Source organism: Acidovorax sp. SRB_24, assembly GCF_012931925.1.
This window is the reverse complement of the sequence record NZ_MWOM01000012.1, coordinates 1-17,167: the sequence shown is the minus strand read 5'-3', so window position 1 is coordinate 17,167 and position 17,167 is coordinate 1. Positions and strand designations below refer to the sequence as shown.

The window sequence follows — 17,167 nt, the reverse complement described above, 5'->3', positions numbered from 1 at the left end:
GGCGGTCCTCAGGGGGCGACCGGGTACGTGCCCAGCACCTTGTAGAAAGCGCACAGGCTGCGCAGCTCGGCCAGCGCGGCGCTGACATGGGGCTGGCTGGGGTGGCCGTCGAGGTCGATGTAGAAATAGTATTCCCACTGGCCGGTGCGCGCCGGGCGCGACTCGAAGCGCGTCATCGAGACGCCGTGCCGCTTGAGCGGCACCAGCAGGTCGTGCACTGCGCCCGGGTGGTTGGGCACCGAGACGATGAGGCTGGTGCAGTCGTGGCCCGACGGCGGCGGCGTCTGCAGCGTGTGCGGCAGGCAGATGATGGCAAAGCGGGTTCGGTTGTAGGCGTCGTCCTGGATCGCGTGGGCCACGATGTGCAGGCCGAACTGCTGGGCCGCGCGTTCGCTCGACAGGGCCGCCCAGGCCGGGTTGGTGGCCGACAGACGGGCGCCTTCGGCATTGCTCGACACTGGGCGGCGCTCGGCGTGCGGTAGGTGCTTGGACAGCCAGGCCTGGCATTGCGCCAGCGCCTGGGGGTGCGCCAGCACGGCCTCGATGCCGTCGAGCGAGTTGGTCTGGCGCATCAGGTTGTGCCGGATCAGCAGGCTGACCTCGCCGACCACATGGGTGGGGGTGTGCAGGAACATGTCGAGCGAGCGCGTGACCACGCCCTCGGTCGAGTTCTCCACGCCGACCACGCCGTACTGCGCGCTGCCGGCTGCCGTCGCGTGGAACACCTCGTCGAAGCTGCTGCAGTACATCAGGTCGGCCGCGCCGCCGAAATATTCGACGGCGGCCTGCTCGCAGAACGTGCCCTCGGGGCCCAGGACGGCGACGCGCTGGGGCGATTCGAGCGCCAGGCAGGCCGACATGATCTCGCGCCAGATCGCCGACACATGGGCGCTCTTGAGCGGGCCGGGGTTGGCGTCCTCGATCTTCTGGATCACCTGGGCCACGCGGTCGGGGCGGAAGAAGGGCGTGCCTTCGCGCTTCTTGACTTCGCCGACGCGCTCGGCCACCAGGGCGCGCTGGTTCAGCAGGGCCAGCAGCTGCTGGTCGATGTTGTCGATCTGCACGCGCAGGCTGGCGAGGTCGGGGGAGGCTTGGGGTGTCGTCATCGGGGGCTCAGGCGTGCTTCTGCTCGAAGGCTTTCATGTACTCCACCAGAGCCTGCACGCCGGCCAGCGGCATGGCGTTGTAGAGGCTGGCGCGCATGCCGCCCACGGACTTGTGGCCCTTGAGCTGCAGCAGGCCGCGCGCGCGCGCGCCGGCCAGGAAGGCGTCGTTGCGGGTTTCGTCTTGCAGGAAAAAGGGAATGTTCATGCGCGAGCGGCAGTGGGGTGCCACCTTGTTCACATAGAACTGCGACCGGTCGATGGTGTCGTAGAGCAGCTGGGCCTTGGCCTTGTTGCGCAGCTCCATCGCGGCCACGCCGCTGGCAGCGCCCTCGCGCTGGCGCTTGAGCCACTGGAAGGTGAGGCCGGCCACGTAGATGCCCCAGGTGGGCGGCGTGTTGTACATCGAGTGGTGGTCGGCCACGATGCGGTAGTCGAACGCGCTCGGGCAGGCCGCCAGTGCGTGGCCCAGCAGGTCTTCGCGCACCACGACGATGGTCAGGCCGGCGGGCCCGATGTTCTTTTGCGCGCCGCCAAAGGCCAGCCCGACGCGCGACCAGTCGACGGGGCGCGATGCCACCTGCGACGAGAAATCGATCACCAGCGGCGCGTCGCTGCCCAGCGCCCGGAGGTCGGGCAGTTCGTGGAATTCGATGCCGTGGATGGTCTCGTTGCTGCAGATGTGCAGGTAGCTGGCGCCGCGGCTGGGCTGCCAGCGGGCCGGGTCGGGCAGGGTGGTGAAGCCGCTGTCCTCGCCCGAGGCGATGACGTTCACCTCGGCGGCGTACTTGCGCGCTTCCTTTTGCGACTTCTGGCTCCAGCTGCCGGTGACGACGAAGTCCACGGTGGCCGCGCGCGAGAGGTTCAGCGGCACGATGGCGTTTTCGGCCAGGCCGCCGCCCTGCATGAACAGGATCCTGAACTCTGCCGGCACGGCCAGCAGTTCGCGCAGGTCGGCCTCGGCCTGCTCGCAGATGGAGACGAATTCCTTGCCGCGGTGGCTCATCTCCATCACGCCCATGCCGCTGCCATGCCAGTCGAGCATTTCGGCGGCGGCCTGCTCCAGGACCTCGACGGGGATGGCCGCCGGGCCGGCGGAGAAGTTGTAGGGGCGTTGCATGGTATTTGTGGTCAAAAGTGGCTCAAACGCTTATGCAATAAGCGCTGATGGCTATCAAATAAATAGTGCAGGCACCCGCCCCATCCTGGGTGTGGCAGGGCGCGCGTGCGTTCAGGCGTCGGGCGTGGCGGGTGCGTCGCTGGCGGTGCCGTCGAGGTCCTGGCTGTCGTCCTCGGCTCCAGCCGCTTCGGCTGCGTCGTTCTCGACGATGCGCTGCAGGCCGCTGAGCTTGGCGCCTTCGTCCAGTGCGATCAAGGTCACGCCCTGCGTGGCACGGCCGAGCTCGCGGATCTCGCTGACGCGCGTGCGCACCAGCACGCCACGGTCGGTGATTAGCATGATCTCGTCGTCGGCATGCACCAGCGTGGCGGCCACGACCTTGCCGTTGCGCTCGGACTGCTGGATGGCGATCATGCCCTTGGTGCCGCGGCCATGGCGCGTGTACTCGGTGATGCCGGTGCGCTTGCCAAAGCCGTTTTCGGTGGCGGTGAGCACGCTCTGGCTTTCGTCCTCGGCCACCAGCATGGCGATCACGCTCTGTCCTTCTTCGAGCATCATGCCGCGCACGCCGCGTGCCTGGCGGCCCAGCGGCCGCACATCGTTCTCGTCGAAGCGCACGGCCTTGCCGCCGTCGGAGAACAGCATCACGTCGTGCTGGCCGTCGGTCAGCGCGGCGCCGATCAGGTAGTCGCCCTCGTCGAGGTTCACGGCAATGATGCCGCCCTTGCGCGGGTTGGAGAAATCATCGAGCGCGGTTTTCTTGACGGTGCCCATGCTCGTCGCCATGAAGACGTAGTGGTCGGCCGGGAAACTGCGCATGGCGCCCGTGAGCGGCAGCACGACGTTGATCTTCTCGCCTTCCTGCAGCGGGAACATGTTGACGATGGGCCGGCCACGCGAGCCGCGCGACCCTGCAGGAACTTCCCAGACCTTGAGCCAGTACAACCGGCCGCGGTTGGAGAAGCACAGGATGTAGTCGTGCGTGTTGGCGATGAAGAGCTGGTCGATCCAGTCGTCTTCCTTGGTCGCTGTGGCCTGCTTGCCGCGCCCGCCGCGTTTTTGCGCACGGTATTCGCTCAAGGGCTGGCTCTTGATGTAGCCGGTGTGACTCAAGGTCACCACCATGTCGGTGGGCGTGATCAGGTCTTCGGTGGACAGGTCTTGCGCGCTGTATTCGACCAGGCTGCGGCGGGCGCCGAGCTTGCTTTGGCCGAACTCGGCCTTGATGGCGCTGAGCTCTTCGCAAATGATGGTCGAGACGCGCTCGGGCGTGGCCAGGATGTCGAGCAGGTCTTCGATTACCGCCATCACGTCCTTGTATTCGGCGACGATCTTGTCCTGCTCCAGGCCCGTGAGGCGCTGCAGGCGCATCTGCAAGATTTCTTGCGCCTGGGTGTCCGAGAGGCGGTACAGGCCGTCCTGCCCCATGCCGAATTCGCGCTCCAGCCCTTCGGGGCGGTAGTCGTCGGCATTGATGGTGCCTCCATCCGTGCGCGTGCGGGTCAGCATTTCACGCACCAGCTTGCTATCCCACGAATGCGCCATGAGTTCGGTCTTGGCGACCGGCGGCGTCGGCGCGTTGCGGATGATGGCGATGAAATCATCGATGTTGGCCAGCGCCACGGCCAGGCCTTCGAGCACATGGCCACGGTCGCGTGCCTTGCGCAGTTCGAACACGGTGCGGCGCGTGACCACTTCGCGGCGGTGCTGCAAAAAGACGCTGATCAGCGTCTTGAGATCGCACAGGCGGGGCTGGCCATCGATTAGCGCCACCATGTTCATGCCGAACGTGTCCTGCAGCTGGGTCTGCTTGTACAGGTTGTTCAGCACCACTTCGGGCACTTCGCCACGCTTGAGCTCGATCACCAGGCGCATGCCGGACTTGTCGGACTCGTCCTGGATGTGGCTGATACCCTCGATTTTTTTCTCATGGACCAGCTCGGCCATGCGCTCCTGCAGCGTCTTCTTGTTGACCTGGTAGGGCAGCTCGTCAACGATGATGGCCTGGCGCTGGCCGCGGTCGATGTCTTCGAAGTGGCACTTGGCGCGCATGATCACGCGGCCGCGCCCGGTGCGGTAGCCGTCCTTGACGCCGGTGATGCCATAGATGATGCCGGCTGTGGGGAAGTCGGGCGCCGGAATGATCTCCATCAGCTCATCGATGCTGGCCTCCGGGTGGGCCAGCAGGTGCAGGCAGGCATCGACCACTTCGTTGAGGTTGTGCGGCGGAATGTTGGTGGCCATGCCCACCGCAATGCCCGACGAACCGTTGACGAGCAGGTTCGGCAACTTGCTGGGCAGGACCAGGGGTTCCTTCTCGCTGCCGTCGTAGTTGGGACCGAAATCGACGGTTTCCTTGTCGATGTCTCCCAGCATCTCGTGGGCGATCCTGGCCAGACGGATTTCGGTGTAGCGCATGGCGGCCGCGTTGTCGCCGTCCACCGAGCCAAAGTTGCCCTGGCCATCGACCAGCATGTGGCGCAACGAGAAGTCTTGCGCCATCCGCACAATCGTGTCGTAGACCGCGCTGTCGCCGTGCGGATGGTATTTACCGATCACATCGCCGACGATACGGGCCGACTTCTTGTACGGCCGGTTCCAGTCGTTGTTGAGCTCGTGCATGGCAAACAGCACGCGCCGGTGCACAGGCTTGAGGCCATCGCGCGCATCCGGCAGCGCCCGACCCACGATCACGCTCATGGCGTAATCGAGATAACTGCGGCGCATCTCTTCTTCAAGGCTGATGGGCAGGGTTTCTTTGGCGAACTGGGTCATAGCGGTGGCGGAGGCTGCAAGGGACGTTCATTTTAGGCGCAAGCGCTTGTCGCACCTGCGCAACACATCCCGGCAATTACGCTTTTGTCCTACGGAAGGGATGCTAAAGGGCTCCTGCCGCCACTGTTACGTATGGCACAATCATTTCAACGTTTTTGGTGATGGTCACCGATGACGTCCTTATTCGCAGCGCGGCTGCGGCTTTTTCCCCAAGAGGAGAACCATGAAGAAATTGAACAAAGTGGCGATGTTGTTTGCCTCCGCAGCGCTCGCAACCGCCGCTGGCGCACAAACCATCGACAACTGGAAGAACGGCACCAACGAGCTGGTCTGGAAGAACGGCACGAACGAGCTGTGCTGGCGCGATGCCAACTGGACGCCTGCTACCGCAGCGCCTGGTTGTGATGGCGCTTTGGTCGTTCCTGTTGCCGCTGCTCCAGCCCCTGCTGCTGCACCTGCTCCCGCTCCTGCACCGGCTCCTGCTCCCGCACCGGCTCCCGCCGTCGCGACCAAGGTCACCTACGCTGCAGACGCCTTCTTCGACTTCGATAAGTCGGTTCTGAAGCCCGAAGGCAAGGCCAAGCTCGACGACCTGGTGTCCAAGGTCAAGGACGTGAACCTGGAAGTCATCATTGCCGTGGGTCATACCGACTCTATCGGTACCGATGCCTACAACCAGAAGCTGTCGGTGCGCCGTTCTGAAGCCGTGAAGGCGTACCTGGTTTCCAAGGGTATCGAAAAGAACCGCGTCTACACCGAAGGCAAGGGCGAAAAGCAGCCTGTTGCTGACAACAAGACCAAGGAAGGCCGCGCCAAGAACCGCCGCGTGGAAATCGAAGTAGTTGGCACCCGCGCTGCCAAGTAATCTTCTGATTGCCCCAAAAAAGCCCCGTTCGCGGGGCTTTTTTTATGGGGTGCCCTGTCCGCTGACTCTGGTAGAGAATCTAGTCCATGAACCACACCGTCAATGCAGATCCCTCTGAGCTGGCCAAATTTTCAGACTTGGCCCACCGCTGGTGGGATCCGGAAAGTGAATTTAGACCTTTGCACCAAATCAATCCCTTGCGTTTGGACTGGATCAATTCCATTTCTCCATTGCAAAACCAACGCGTGCTCGATGTGGGGTGTGGCGGCGGCATTCTGGCCGACTCCATGGCGCGCAAGGGTGCGCGTGTACTCGGCATCGATTTGGCGACCAAGCCCTTGCGCGTGGCCCAGCTGCATGCGCTGGAAGCGCAGACCCAAGGCGTGGAATATCGTGAAGTCAGCGTGGAATCGCTGGCCGCTGAGCAGCCTGGCAGTTTCGATGCCGTCACCTGCATGGAAATGCTCGAGCACGTGCCTGACCCGGGCTCCGTTGTCCGGGCTTGCGCGCAGTTGGTCAAGCCGGGTGGCTGGGTGTTCTTCTCGACCATCAACCGCAACGCCAAGGCCTTTGTGCTCGCCATCGTGGGTGCGGAGTACATCCTGAATATGTTGCCGCGGGGCACCCATGAGTACAGCAAATTCATACGCCCGAGCGAATTGGCGGCCGACTGCCGCTCTGCCCAGCTGGATATCCACCATACGCGTGGGCTGGAATACAACCCGATCACACGCCGCTACTGGCTCAGTGCCGACACCAGCGTGAACTATCTGCTGGCAACCCGCCGTGCGGCCTGAAAGAGGGGCCGCCATGTTCCCGAATGTGCGTGCTGTCTTGTTTGATTTGGACGGCACCTTGATAGACAGTGCGCCCGACCTGGGTGCCGCTGCCGACAAGATGCGCACCGATCGTGGCATGCCCTCCCTGCCTTTGGAGCGGTACCGGCCGATGGCGGGCGCCGGAGCGCGCGGCATGCTCGGAGAAGCGTTTGGGTTGACGCCGGAGCATCCAGATTTCGTGGCCATGCGGGAAGAGTTTTTTGCGAACTACGAAGCTCGCATGACCCAGAACACCCATGTATTCGGTGGCGTTCCTGAATTGATCCAGCAGATTTTGGCGCGCAATATCGTATGGGGTGTTGTCACCAACAAGGCGGCCCGGTTCACTGAGCCGCTGACACGGGAGATACCTTTGTTTGCGACCGCTTCTACGGTGGTGAGTGGCGACACGACACCTCACCCAAAGCCCCATCCCGCGCCGCTGTGGGAGGCTGCAGCTCGGTTGGGGTTGTCCGCTGCAGATTGCCTGTACGTGGGTGACGACGAACGCGACATTCTTGCAGGCCGAGCAGCCGGCATGGGCACGGTTGCCGCAACCTATGGATATCTTGGCGCCGAAGTGGAGGTGTGCCGGTGGCGTGCGGATGCAGAGATTAATTCTCCATTGGGGCTCTTGCAATTGCTGGCCATGGCCTAAAATACGTTCTGTAGGGGCTGCCCTGGTTTCGACGTGGGTTCGGAATCGGCGTGGTGCATGTCGAGCTTGATTGGCGCTCGTAAATCTGCATTCAAAAAACTAACTGCAAACGACGAACGTTTCGCACTCGCCGCCTAAAACCGGTGAGCCTTGCAACAGCACGCTGATGGGCTGGGCAAGGGGGCTGTAAAGCCTCCCGGCTGCAAGGTTATTTACGTCAGCTGGTTCCAGGCCGGGTACCTTGGCATGGAACGAGATTCAAGGGTACTGGCGTTCAACATAGCGTGCGACTGCGCGATGTTGAAGGCGAGACTCAAATCAGACCGCTAAACATGTAGATCTGCCCGAAGAAGGCTTGCGGACGCGGGTTCAATTCCCGCCAGCTCCACCACTATAGATAACCCCAGACATGAGCATCCCTCTGGTCTGGGGTTTTTTCTTGGCCGTTTGTGGTCTGGCGTGGCCCTGTGAAATTTGCACCGAAATCGCACCGATTCACACCACGGCCCTCAACACGGCTAGCAGTTTCTCGCGATTCTCTCGGATGGCACTTGCCATAGGTGCAAAAAACCGTCTCCACATCCTCAATCCCCAGTAGGGCGTATGAAGGACTATGGGTTGTGGCCTGCCCGGAGGGGCTCGAACCCCCGACCTATAGCTTAGAAGGCTATTGCTCTATCCAGTTGAGCTACGGGCAGATGCATAAACATTGCGTTTGATGCTATGGATTTGGTTGATCTTGCTGAAGCGTCGCGTCTTTGCCAAATCGCAATGCAGCGATCATACCTGCGCCGCCCATGGAATTTGGATTGCTCAGCGCGTATTCGCACGAGGCTCCTTCACAAGCTCCGGGATCTGGGAAACCTGTCGTCCAGGCCATCCAGATTCGGCGCAGGCGTTGGAAAAGCTGCAGCGCAGATTGCGCACACGCGCGGCGTCAATCGGTTTCTTCAAACACCAGAGAAGGCGTGGCCATGACCCGTGCGCTGTGTTCCAAGCGCTCGATCACGTGGTTGGCGAAGTAGCTGTTCTGTGTATCGGGCTCCAGCGCTGCCACAGCCAGATAGGCCATGGCCTGGTTGAGCGGGACGTAATAGCTGCCCGCAGGCACATCGATGGCACTGCGCACCAGGGCCACTTGCGCGCGCACAATGTCGGCAGACTCGGTCATCGGGCCGCGCACGTCTTCGCGGACACCCCGTGCGCTGCTGGTTTCGCGGTACGTGTCGGCCAGCAGGCCACCGGGTTCGGCCACGCGCAGTACCTGCACACCCAGCAAGCGCAGGCGTTCGATGGCGGCGTCGGCGTCGGCAGACAGCCAGTAGCCGCAGGGGCGGGGGCGCGACTTGAGGTTGCGCAAGGCAAGCGATGAGTTCCAGTCCACGCGCAGCACGCGGTCGGCCCCGGTGTCCGGGTCCAGCATGGTGATGTCGCGTTGCTCGCGGGTGGGTCCGGCTTCCACCACCATCTGATCGCGGCAGGCCTGTGCGCTGGTGTCGCGCACGACAAACGAGCGCACCTGCTCCAGGTTGGCCGCTCGCTCTGCGGTGCTGCGCAGCGCACTGGTGACGGCCGTGATCTGGGTGTGCACGCGGCGCTGGATGTGCGCGCGCCCGATCCCCACGCCCCGGGTCTCCACCAGCAGGCTGACGGCGTTCTTCAGGCCATTGACATTGCGCGCGGTGTCGGGCTGGGTGCCCCCCATGGACAGGGTGAGGTCGTCGGGGCGCATGGAGGTGGTGAAATACCACTCGGTGCTGAGGTTTTGCGCCTGGAGGGCAGTCACCATGGGGGCGTGGTACCACTCCTTCGAGGCCTTGACCAGGAATTCGGGCAGGTTGGCCGTGCCGGCATATTGCAGCAGGGCGTCGTAGCGCTGCAGCGCGTGGAATTTTTCCAGATATGGCCCGGCCACGGTGAATTCGTGCGCATCGATGACCAGAATCGGGCGGTAGTCGCGCACCAGCGCCGCCAGCGCGCGGGCCTCGGGTGTGTTGAGAAGCAGGTGGTCGCGGTCCATGTCCATGCCGTTGGCGGTAGCGCGCGTGCTGGCCTCGGCCCCGTCGGGATTGGCGCGCGGCACGACGATGACGTTGATGCGCTCCAGCAGGGGCTCCAGCAGGCCCTGCGCCAGTTCCTTGGCCACCACCAGCAAGGCTTCGCTTCCCGCGGGTTCGTCGCCGTGCTGCTGGCCCATCAGCAGCACGGTGGGGCGCTGGTTGGCGCTCAACTGGTCGGGGCTGGTGCCGCCAGCGTGCGTCAACACCATCGCGTGGATGGGGTTGCCGCGCTGCGAGGGGCCCAGTGCCAGCAGTGTCGTGCGCGTTCCGGTCGAGGCGGAGCCCGAGGCGATGCGCTGCAGCCACTGTCCGATTTCTGCATTGGTCGTGAAGGCGCGCCGCTCCGGTGCCAGGCCCGGCGTGTCGTAGCGGATGCCAGGATCGGGGAAGCGGGCGGCGACGGCAGGGCCATAGGGCGCGCTCTCTTGCGCGGCGGTGCCGACAGACGCCTGCGGCAGCGTCGTGACGACCGGCGCCGTGACGACGCCCGGGCGGGGCTGTTCTGCGGCTGGCCCAGGGGCCGTGAGGGCGCTCGGAGCCTGCACCACGGTCGCTGCCGGCGTGGCAGGCCACGGAGGCAGCGGCGTGCTGGCGCAGGCGGCGAGCAGGGCGGCTGCCAATGCCGCTGGCACCGGCCAGCGGCGATGCGGAGCCCGAGGCGACTCGGGAGCTGGGGCAAGCGGTGATGCGCCGAGGTGCGAGAGCAGGGTCATAGACGATCAGCCAGTGGAAACCGAGGGCTGCCATTGGGACGTGGCAGGTGTTGGCCCGATATTACCCGGCTGCCGCCTCTGCGCGCAGCATGCCATGTCGGGCGCGCCGGCGCGTGGCGACCCGGTCTGGGAGAGGAGACTCAATGCGCGTGGTGTGCCCTATATTCAAAATACAGATTAATTAACAAAAATATATTCTTTTGAGTTTTAAGCCGCGCTGTCCACAATCCCCTGTATCTATGGCTTCACTGGACGGCTTTCTCCCATGACAACCCTGAAAATCAAGTCTCTCCTGGCCACGGTGGCCCTGGCTGCCAGTGCGGTGGCGTCGGCCCAGACCACGACGCTGCTCAACGTGTCGTACGACGTGGCGCGCGAGTTCTACAAGGACTACAACGCCGCTTTCGTGGCCCACTACAAGAAGACCACAGGCAAGGACATCAAGATCGACCAGGCGCATGGCGGCTCCAGCGCCCAGGCGCGCGCCGTGAACGACGGGCTGGCGGCCGACGTGGTGACTTTCAACACCACCACCGACATTGAGTTCCTTGCCGGGAATGGCGTGGTGGCCAAGGATTGGGCCAAGAAGTTTCCCTACGATGCTTCGCCCACCACCTCGACCATGCTGTTTCTGGTGCGCAATGGCAACCCGAAGAAGATCAAGGACTGGGACGATCTGGTCAAGCCCGGCGTGCAGGTCATCGTCGTCAACCCCAAGACCGGCGGCAATGGCCGCTATGCCTACCTCGCTGCCTGGGGCGCGGTGCGCGAAAAGGGTGGCACCGACGCGCAGGCGGCCGAGTTCGTGGGCAAGCTCTACAAGAACGTACCGGTGCTGGCCAAGGGCGGGCGCGATGCCACGGCAACGTTCCTGCAGCGCAACATCGGCGATGTGCTGATCACGTTCGAGTCCGAGGTGGTGTCGATCAACCGCGAGTTCGGCGTCGGCAAGGTGGAGGCGGTGTACCCGTCGGTCAGCGTCACGGCCGAGAACCCCGTCGCCGTGGTCGAGCGCACCGTGGCCAAGAAGGGCACGGCCGATCAGGCCAAGGCCTATCTCGACTACCTCTATTCGGAAGAAGGCCAGGAAATCGCCGCCAAGCACGCCATCCGGCCGCGTTCGGAGGCGGTGCTGAAAAAGCACGCCGACCTGTTCAAGCCCATCAAGCAGTTCACCGTGGCCAAGTACTTCGGCTCGCTCGGTGAAGCGCAGAAAGTGCACTTCAACGACGGCGGCCAGTTCGACAAGCTCTACACCCCGGGTGCCAAGTAAAGCATGAGCGCAGCCACCTCCGCAGCCCCGCAAGGCGCTGCCCGCGCGCCTTCGGGCAACCGCCGGCGCGCACCCAAGCGGGTGCTGCCCGGCTTTGGCCTCACGCTGGGCTACACGCTGTTCTACCTGAGCATCATCGTGCTGATCCCGCTGTCGGCGCTGGTGTTCAAGACCTTCACGCTCACCTGGCCACAGTTCTGGGAGGCCATCAGCGCGCCGCGCGTGCTGGCCTCGTACCGCCTGACCTTTGGCGCCTCGCTGATCGCGGCGCTGGTCAACCTGGTGTTCGGCTTGCTGATCGCCTGGGTGCTGGTGCGCTACAGCTTTCCGGGCAAGAAGATCGTCGATGCGCTGGTCGACCTGCCGTTTGCCCTGCCCACGGCCGTGGCCGGCATTTCGCTGACGGCGCTGCTGGCGGGCAACGGCTGGGTGGGGCAGTACCTCGAACCCCTGGGCATCCAGCTGGCGTTCAAGCCCGCGGGCATCGTGATCGCGCTGATCTTCATCGGGCTGCCTTTCGTGGTGCGCACCGTACAGCCCGTGCTGCAGGACACCGAGAAGGAGCTTGAAGAGGCGGCCAGCTCGCTGGGCGCCAACCGCTGGCAGATTTTTACCAAGGTCATCCTGCCAGCCATCACGCCGGCCCTGCTGACCGGCTTTGCCATGGCGTTCGCACGCGCCGTGGGCGAGTACGGATCGGTCATCTTCATCGCCGGCAACATGCCCATGATTTCTGAAATCACCCCCCTGATCATCATCGGCAAGCTCGAGCAATACGACTACGCGGGTGCCACGGCAGTGGCGGTGGTGATGCTGCTGATCTCGTTCGTGCTGCTGCTCGTCATCAACGCGCTGCAGGCCTGGCAGCGGCGCAACGCGGGAGCGCCGGCATGAGCGCGGGCGCGACTGCACGCGTGCGGCGCGACCGCATCAGCACCACCGAAGCGCCCTGGGTGCGCAACCTGCTGATCGGCATCGCGCTGGCCTTTGTGCTCTTGTTCCTGGTGTTGCCGCTGGCGGCGGTGTTCACCGAAGCCTTGCGCAAGGGCTGGGACGCTTACTTCAGCGCCCTGATGGAGCCCGACGCCTGGTCGGCCATCCGCCTGACCCTCATTACCGCCGCGATTGCCGTGCCGCTGAACCTGGTGTTTGGCGTGGCCGCGGCCTGGTGCATCGCCAAGTACGAGTTCAAGGGCAAGGCCTTCCTGACCACGCTGGTCGACCTGCCGTTCTCGGTCTCGCCCGTGGTGGCGGGCCTGGTCTATGTGCTGATGTTTGGCGCCAACGGCTGGATCGGGCCGTGGCTGGCGGCGCACGACATCAAGATCATCTTCGCCGTGCCGGGCATCGTTCTGGCCACGGTGTTCGTGACCTTTCCGTTCATCGCGCGCGAACTCATCCCGCTGATGCAGGCCCAGGGCAACGACGAGGAGCAGGCCGCCACGGTGCTGGGTGCAAGCGGCTGGCAGACCTTCTGGTACGTGACCCTGCCCAACATCAAGTGGGGTCTGCTGTACGGCGTGATCCTGTGCAACGCGCGCGCCATGGGCGAGTTTGGCGCGGTGTCGGTGGTGTCGGGACACATCCGCGGGCAGACCAACACGATCCCGCTGCACGTCGAAATCCTCTACAACGAATACCAGTCGGTGGCGGCGTTTGCGGCGGCTTCGCTGCTGGCGCTGCTGGCGCTGGTCACCCTGGTCATCAAGTCGGTTGCCGAGTGGCGCGCCGAGCACGAGCGCAAGGCGCTGGCCGAACTGCCGCCCGAGCGGCCTGGCGCCGTGCGGTCCCCGGCCGCGCGCGGCAGCGCCGTCTGAAAGACACCCATGAGCATAGAAATCCGCAACGTCAGCAAACAATTCGGCAACTTCCACGCGCTGCGCGACGTGAGCTTGGACATCGCCTCGGGCGAGCTGCTCGCGCTGCTGGGCCCTTCGGGCTGCGGCAAGACCACGCTGCTGCGCATCATTGCCGGGCTGGAGACGCCCGACACCGGCAGCATCCACTTTGCCGGCGCCGACACCACCGACGTGCATGTGCGCGAGCGCAACGTCGGCTTCGTGTTCCAGCACTATGCGCTGTTCCGCCACATGACGGTGTTCGAGAACGTGGCCTTCGGCCTGCGCATGAAGCCGCGCAGCGTGCGCCCGAGCGAGGCGCAGATCAAGAAAAAAGTGCACGACCTGCTCAGCCTGGTGCAGTTGGACTGGCTGGCCGACCGCCACCCCGCGCAGCTCTCGGGCGGGCAGCGCCAGCGCATCGCCCTGGCGCGCGCGCTGGCCGTGGAGCCGCAGGTGCTGCTGCTCGACGAACCCTTTGGCGCGCTCGATGCCAAGGTGCGCAAGGAGCTGCGCCGCTGGCTGCGCCGCCTGCACGACGAGCTGCATGTGACCAGCATCTTCGTCACGCACGACCAGGAAGAAGCGCTCGAAGTGGCCGACCGCGTGGTGCTGATGAACAGCGGCGTGGTCGAGCAGGTGGGCTCGCCCCAGCAGGTCTGGGACCACCCGGCCAGTCCGTTCGTGTACGGCTTTCTGGGCGACGTGAACCTGTTCCATGGCCGTGCCCACGAGGGTGCGCTGCATGTGCACGGCATGCAGATCGACGTGCCCGAGCACAGCGATGCCCAGGACGCGCCCGCCTCGGCCTATGTGCGTCCGCACGACCTGGACGTGGCGCGCCATGTGCCCGGCAGCACCTCGCCCGCGCACAGCATGGTCGCGCGCCTGGAGCGCGCCATTGCCGTCGGACCGACGGCACGGCTGGAGCTGGTGCCGCTCGACGACGCGGGCGTGGAACTAAAGGCCGCGGCCTCGCCCCAATCAGCGGACAATGCGGCCGCTGCGCCCTTGGTTGAAGCGCACATCTCGGCGCAGCAGTTTCGGGACATGGGCCTCAAGGAGGGCGACACCGTGGTGGTGACCCCCCGGCGCACCCGGGTGTTTTTGGACCAGGCCGCCGGCATCTGACGCATCCTTCGTCGGAGCCTGGGCGGCGATGAAGGAAAACGATGGCGATGGTATTGAACTGGTGGAATACGGCCCCGCGCCGGATGCTGGCCTTGGTCAGCGCGGTGTGCGTGGCCATGCTGGCGTTTGGCCTGTACCTGCAGCACAGCGTGGGCCTGGAGCCTTGTCCGATGTGCATCGTGCAGCGATACGCTCTTGTTTTAGTAGCTATCTTCGCAGGACTGGCAAGCGTTAGAGGCCAAAAAGGCTGGTGGATTCCATGGGCGGCGATGGCGCTATTGGCCTGCGGCTTTGGGGCCTTTACGGCGGCCCGCCAGAGCTGGCTGCAGTGGTATCCGCCCGAGGTCGCCATGTGCGGGCGCGACTTCTACGGAATGATCGAGAACTACCCCATCAGCCGCGCCATCCCGATGATCTTCAGGGGCTCGGGCGACTGCGCCGCGATCGACTGGACCTTCCTCGGCGGCTCGATCGCCAACTGGTCTTTTGTCTGCTTCGTGGTGCTTGGCGCGGCCCTGGGCACGCTGCTCGTGCGCGGGCTGCGCACCGGGCGCTGAGGCCCAGCGCAGCGGGTGGCGCGGCGGCGCTGCCCGTCAGGCTGCGCCGCTGGGGGGAAAGCGCACGCCCGGCGTGCCGTCATTCCAGGCGCCGTATTTGTCCATGGTCTGAGAGAACAGGGGCGATGCCACCCAGCGCTCCAGCCAGCGTTGCAGGTGCGGCCAGGCTTGGGCAGACCACCACGCAGCATCGATGCCGGCAAACTGGCGCACGAAAGGGAAGATCGCCGCATCGGCCAGCGCCGTGTGGCCACCGAACAAATGGCCCGTGCCCGCCAGCTGTGCGTCGAGCGCCGCCAGCCAGGCGCAGGCCTGCGCACGCGCGGCGGCCACATCCGCGCCAGGGTAGCGCTGCGGGTATTTGCAGCGGTCCAGCGCCTGCTTGAACGGGCCGTCGCAGTCCGCGATCTGCGCCAGCATGGCCTCCAGCGTGCCAACACTGGGGTTCAGCCAGTGCAGCGGGTCGTGGGCCTGCAGCGCCCACAGCATGATGTCCAGGCTGTGCTCCAGCACCTGGCCGTCGGGCAGCACGAGCACGGGCACCGTGCCCTGGGGCGAGGCCTGCAGCAGGCCCCGGGGCTTGTCGCGCAACACCACCTCGCGCAGCTCGCACGCCTGGCCCGACACGGCCAGGGCCAGCCGCGCACGCATCGCATACGGGCAGCGGCGAAACGAATACAGGACGGGCAGGGCGCTCATGGCGCCTTTGGTGCGCCGGTGGGGCCGGGTTCGTGCGCACGCACCGGGGCCGGAAGGCGCGCGCCCACATGGGCCTGGCCGCGCTCGGTGGCCAGCTGCACCTGGCGCTCGCGCTCGGCAAGCGCCCGCTCTTGCTCGGGGGTGCGGGTGCCGTGGCAATACGGGCAGCTCACGCCGGCCGCATAGTGGGGCGATGCCAGTTCCGCCGCCCCCAGCGGCATGCGGCAGGCGCGGCACAGCTGGTGGTGGCCCGGCGCCAGGCCGTGGCCCACCGATACGCGCTCGTCGAACACAAAGCAGTCGCCGTGCCAGCGGCTGTCGGCCTCGGGCACGGTTTCAAGGTATTTGAGGATGCCGCCTTCGAGGTGGTAGACCTCGCCAAACCCCTGCGACTTCAGGTAGGCCGTCGACTTCTCGCAGCGGATGCCGCCGGTGCAGAACATGGCCACGCGTGGCTTGCCGGCGAGCGCGCCGCCCGGTTGCGATTGCGCCGCCACCCAGGCCGGAAACTCGGCAAAGCTGCGCGTGTGCGGGTTGAGGGCGCGCGCAAAGCTGCCAATGCCGACCTCATAGTCGTTGCGCGTGTCCACCACCACCACCTCGGGGTCGTCGATCAGCGCGTTCCAGTCTGCGGGCTTGACGTAGGTGCCGGCGTTGCGCGCGGGGTTCAGACCCGGCACGCCGAGCGTGACGATCTCGCGCTTGAGGCGCACGCGCATGCGGTAGAACGGCTGGCGCTCGCCCCAGGCTTCCTTGTGCGGCAGGCTGGCCAGGCGCGGGTCGCTGCGCAGCCAGGCCAGCACGGCGCGCACGCCGTCCGGCGGGCCGGCGATGGTGCCGTTGATGCCCTCGGGCGCGAGCAGCAGCAGGCCGCGCACGCTGTGGGCATCGCAGCAGGCCTGCAGGGGCGCCTGCAGCTGCGCGCAGTCGGGCAGGTCGACAAATTGGTAGAGGGCGGCGGTGAGAAAAGCTGGCATGGAAGCGGTCGATGATAGCGTCGGCCTGCGCTGCGGATGCACACACAAGGGCTGTCGGTGCACAGCGGACCGAGGTCGAAAATATCTGCAGCAGGCCCGCCGCTTTGCCTGTGCGCACTCCCGGGAAATGGTGCTGCCAGGCTGTTCCTTTTTTCGGAAATCACCGGTCCTGCGGCGGCTGAGACGATGACCAGGTCTGGTCCTGCAGGAAGAACTTGGCCACCATTTCTTTGGTGATTTGCACTGCGCGCTTGAGGCTCATGTCGATGTGCTCGGTGAGCGCCTCCAGCGCTGGCTGCAGCTGGCGTTGGCTCAGCAGCAGCACCAGTTGGGCATGGGCATCAAAGGCGCTGCTGTTCCAGTCCGACTGTTCCAGGTCGATGTGGCGCGCGACGTGGATGCGCCGCGTCACCTGCTCCAGGAACTGGCTCAGCTCGCGGTTGTGCGACAGCGCGGCCAGGCGCCGGTGGAACTCCTCGTCGGCCAGCAGCAGGTCGCCGATGGACATCGCCGCCGCATTGGCCATGACGCTGTTCCAGTAGTCGCGCAGGCCTTCGATTTCCGCATCGCTCGCATGTTC

Annotated in this window: 15 protein-coding genes, 1 tRNA gene and 1 other RNA gene; 9 read left to right on the top strand and 8 right to left on the bottom strand. The window is 65.1% G+C overall.

Translation table 11 applies throughout. From position 1 onward, the window contains the following. Window positions 1–8 precede the first annotated feature (8 nt). From pheA to gyrA, 3 genes are all read right to left on the bottom strand, one after another. Window positions 9–1,106, bottom strand: a complete 1,098-nt coding sequence (gene pheA / locus B2J89_RS06100) for a prephenate dehydratase (protein WP_169168336.1) — start codon at window positions 1,104–1,106, stop codon at window positions 9–11. 7 nt (window positions 1,107–1,113) lie between these two features. Beyond that, the gene (serC, locus tag B2J89_RS06095) at window positions 1,114–2,223 is read right to left on the bottom strand and encodes a 3-phosphoserine/phosphohydroxythreonine transaminase (protein WP_169168335.1); all 1,110 of its coding nucleotides are present in this window, start codon (window positions 2,221–2,223) and stop codon (window positions 1,114–1,116) included. Between the two features lie 111 nt (window positions 2,224–2,334). Next, window positions 2,335–4,998 carry a DNA gyrase subunit A gene (gene gyrA, locus B2J89_RS06090; protein ID WP_169168334.1) on the bottom strand — a complete coding sequence of 888 codons (2,664 nt, stop codon included), beginning with the start codon at window positions 4,996–4,998 and terminating at the stop codon, window positions 2,335–2,337. Window positions 4,999–5,221: 223 nt separating this feature from the next. Between gyrA and ompA the strand changes: the two genes are divergently transcribed. The 4 genes from ompA to ssrA all read left to right on the top strand — a co-directional run bounded on the left by ompA (window position 5,222) and on the right by ssrA (window position 7,730). Beyond that, entirely contained in the window at window positions 5,222–5,863 is a 642-nt protein-coding gene (ompA, locus tag B2J89_RS06085) for an outer membrane protein OmpA (RefSeq protein WP_169168333.1), read from the top strand. Between the two features lie 86 nt (window positions 5,864–5,949). Then, window positions 5,950–6,660, top strand: a complete 711-nt coding sequence (ubiG, locus tag B2J89_RS06080) for a bifunctional 2-polyprenyl-6-hydroxyphenol methylase/3-demethylubiquinol 3-O-methyltransferase UbiG (RefSeq protein WP_169168332.1) — start codon at window positions 5,950–5,952, stop codon at window positions 6,658–6,660. Between the two features lie 13 nt (window positions 6,661–6,673). Beyond that, window positions 6,674–7,339 carry an HAD family hydrolase gene (locus B2J89_RS06075; RefSeq protein WP_169168331.1) on the top strand — a complete coding sequence of 222 codons (666 nt, stop codon included), beginning with the start codon at window positions 6,674–6,676 and terminating at the stop codon, window positions 7,337–7,339. Between the two features lie 13 nt (window positions 7,340–7,352). Further along, window positions 7,353–7,730: a transfer-messenger RNA gene (gene ssrA, locus B2J89_RS06070) on the top strand. Between the two features lie 230 nt (window positions 7,731–7,960). On the opposite strand, the gene B2J89_RS06065 is transcribed toward ssrA, so the two are convergent. Both B2J89_RS06065 and B2J89_RS06060 read right to left on the bottom strand, forming a co-directional pair. Next, a tRNA-Arg gene (locus B2J89_RS06065) sits at window positions 7,961–8,037 on the bottom strand. A gap of 239 nt (window positions 8,038–8,276) precedes the next feature. Then, the gene (locus B2J89_RS06060; protein ID WP_169168330.1) at window positions 8,277–10,112 is read right to left on the bottom strand and encodes a M14 family zinc carboxypeptidase; all 1,836 of its coding nucleotides are present in this window, start codon (window positions 10,110–10,112) and stop codon (window positions 8,277–8,279) included. Between the two features lie 265 nt (window positions 10,113–10,377). On the opposite strand from B2J89_RS06060, the gene B2J89_RS06055 reads away from it, so the two are divergent. From B2J89_RS06055 to B2J89_RS06035, 5 genes are read left to right on the top strand one after another with little or no spacing between them, the layout of a single operon-like run. Next, window positions 10,378–11,385 carry a sulfate ABC transporter substrate-binding protein gene (locus B2J89_RS06055; protein ID WP_169168329.1) on the top strand — a complete coding sequence of 336 codons (1,008 nt, stop codon included), beginning with the start codon at window positions 10,378–10,380 and terminating at the stop codon, window positions 11,383–11,385. A 3-nt stretch (window positions 11,386–11,388) separates the two neighbouring features. Further along, window positions 11,389–12,279, top strand: a complete 891-nt coding sequence (cysT, locus tag B2J89_RS06050; RefSeq protein WP_169168328.1) for a sulfate ABC transporter permease subunit CysT — start codon at window positions 11,389–11,391, stop codon at window positions 12,277–12,279. Beyond that, window positions 12,276–13,202 carry a sulfate ABC transporter permease subunit CysW gene (cysW, locus tag B2J89_RS06045; RefSeq protein ID WP_169168327.1) on the top strand — a complete coding sequence of 309 codons (927 nt, stop codon included), beginning with the start codon at window positions 12,276–12,278 and terminating at the stop codon, window positions 13,200–13,202. The genes cysT and cysW overlap by 4 nt, the downstream gene beginning before the upstream one ends. Window positions 13,203–13,211: 9 nt before the next feature. Continuing rightward, a complete protein-coding gene (locus B2J89_RS06040; protein ID WP_169168326.1) occupies window positions 13,212–14,354 on the top strand; it encodes a sulfate/molybdate ABC transporter ATP-binding protein in 1,143 nt (380 codons plus the stop codon). Window positions 14,355–14,401: 47 nt separating this feature from the next. Then, entirely contained in the window at window positions 14,402–14,911 is a 510-nt protein-coding gene (locus B2J89_RS06035) for a disulfide bond formation protein B (RefSeq protein ID WP_169168411.1), read from the top strand. A gap of 36 nt (window positions 14,912–14,947) precedes the next feature. On the opposite strand, the gene B2J89_RS06030 is transcribed toward B2J89_RS06035, so the two are convergent. From B2J89_RS06030 to B2J89_RS06020, 3 genes are all read right to left on the bottom strand, one after another. Then, a complete protein-coding gene (locus B2J89_RS06030) occupies window positions 14,948–15,610 on the bottom strand; it encodes a glutathione S-transferase (RefSeq protein ID WP_169168325.1) in 663 nt (220 codons plus the stop codon). After that, window positions 15,607–16,587 (bottom strand): rhodanese-related sulfurtransferase, encoded by a 981-nt coding sequence (locus tag B2J89_RS06025; RefSeq protein WP_169168324.1) that lies wholly within the window; start codon window positions 16,585–16,587, stop codon window positions 15,607–15,609. The genes B2J89_RS06030 and B2J89_RS06025 overlap by 4 nt, the downstream gene beginning before the upstream one ends. A gap of 160 nt (window positions 16,588–16,747) precedes the next feature. Continuing rightward, the coding region (locus tag B2J89_RS06020; protein ID WP_169168323.1) for an FCD domain-containing protein at window positions 16,748–17,167 on the bottom strand (420 nt) is incomplete at its 5' end.

What these genes read in the sequence shown, in the direction of transcription:
- pheA (WP_169168336.1), bottom strand. Translation starts at nt 1,106, where the DNA reads ATGACGACACCCCAAGCCTCCCCCGACCTCGCCAGCCTGCGCGTGCAG.
- serC (WP_169168335.1), bottom strand. Translation starts at nt 2,223, where the DNA reads ATGCAACGCCCCTACAACTTCTCCGCCGGCCCGGCGGCCATCCCCGTC.
- gyrA (WP_169168334.1), bottom strand. Translation starts at nt 4,998, where the DNA reads ATGACCCAGTTCGCCAAAGAAACCCTGCCCATCAGCCTTGAAGAAGAG.
- ompA (WP_169168333.1), top strand. Translation starts at nt 5,222, where the DNA reads ATGAAGAAATTGAACAAAGTGGCGATGTTGTTTGCCTCCGCAGCGCTC.
- ubiG (WP_169168332.1), top strand. Translation starts at nt 5,950, where the DNA reads ATGAACCACACCGTCAATGCAGATCCCTCTGAGCTGGCCAAATTTTCA.
- B2J89_RS06075 (WP_169168331.1), top strand. Translation starts at nt 6,674, where the DNA reads ATGTTCCCGAATGTGCGTGCTGTCTTGTTTGATTTGGACGGCACCTTG.
- B2J89_RS06060 (WP_169168330.1), bottom strand. Translation starts at nt 10,112, where the DNA reads ATGACCCTGCTCTCGCACCTCGGCGCATCACCGCTTGCCCCAGCTCCC.
- B2J89_RS06055 (WP_169168329.1), top strand. Translation starts at nt 10,378, where the DNA reads ATGACAACCCTGAAAATCAAGTCTCTCCTGGCCACGGTGGCCCTGGCT.
- cysT (WP_169168328.1), top strand. Translation starts at nt 11,389, where the DNA reads ATGAGCGCAGCCACCTCCGCAGCCCCGCAAGGCGCTGCCCGCGCGCCT.
- cysW (WP_169168327.1), top strand. Translation starts at nt 12,276, where the DNA reads ATGAGCGCGGGCGCGACTGCACGCGTGCGGCGCGACCGCATCAGCACC.
- B2J89_RS06040 (WP_169168326.1), top strand. Translation starts at nt 13,212, where the DNA reads ATGAGCATAGAAATCCGCAACGTCAGCAAACAATTCGGCAACTTCCAC.
- B2J89_RS06035 (WP_169168411.1), top strand. Translation starts at nt 14,402, where the DNA reads ATGGTATTGAACTGGTGGAATACGGCCCCGCGCCGGATGCTGGCCTTG.
- B2J89_RS06030 (WP_169168325.1), bottom strand. Translation starts at nt 15,610, where the DNA reads ATGAGCGCCCTGCCCGTCCTGTATTCGTTTCGCCGCTGCCCGTATGCG.
- B2J89_RS06025 (WP_169168324.1), bottom strand. Translation starts at nt 16,587, where the DNA reads ATGCCAGCTTTTCTCACCGCCGCCCTCTACCAATTTGTCGACCTGCCC.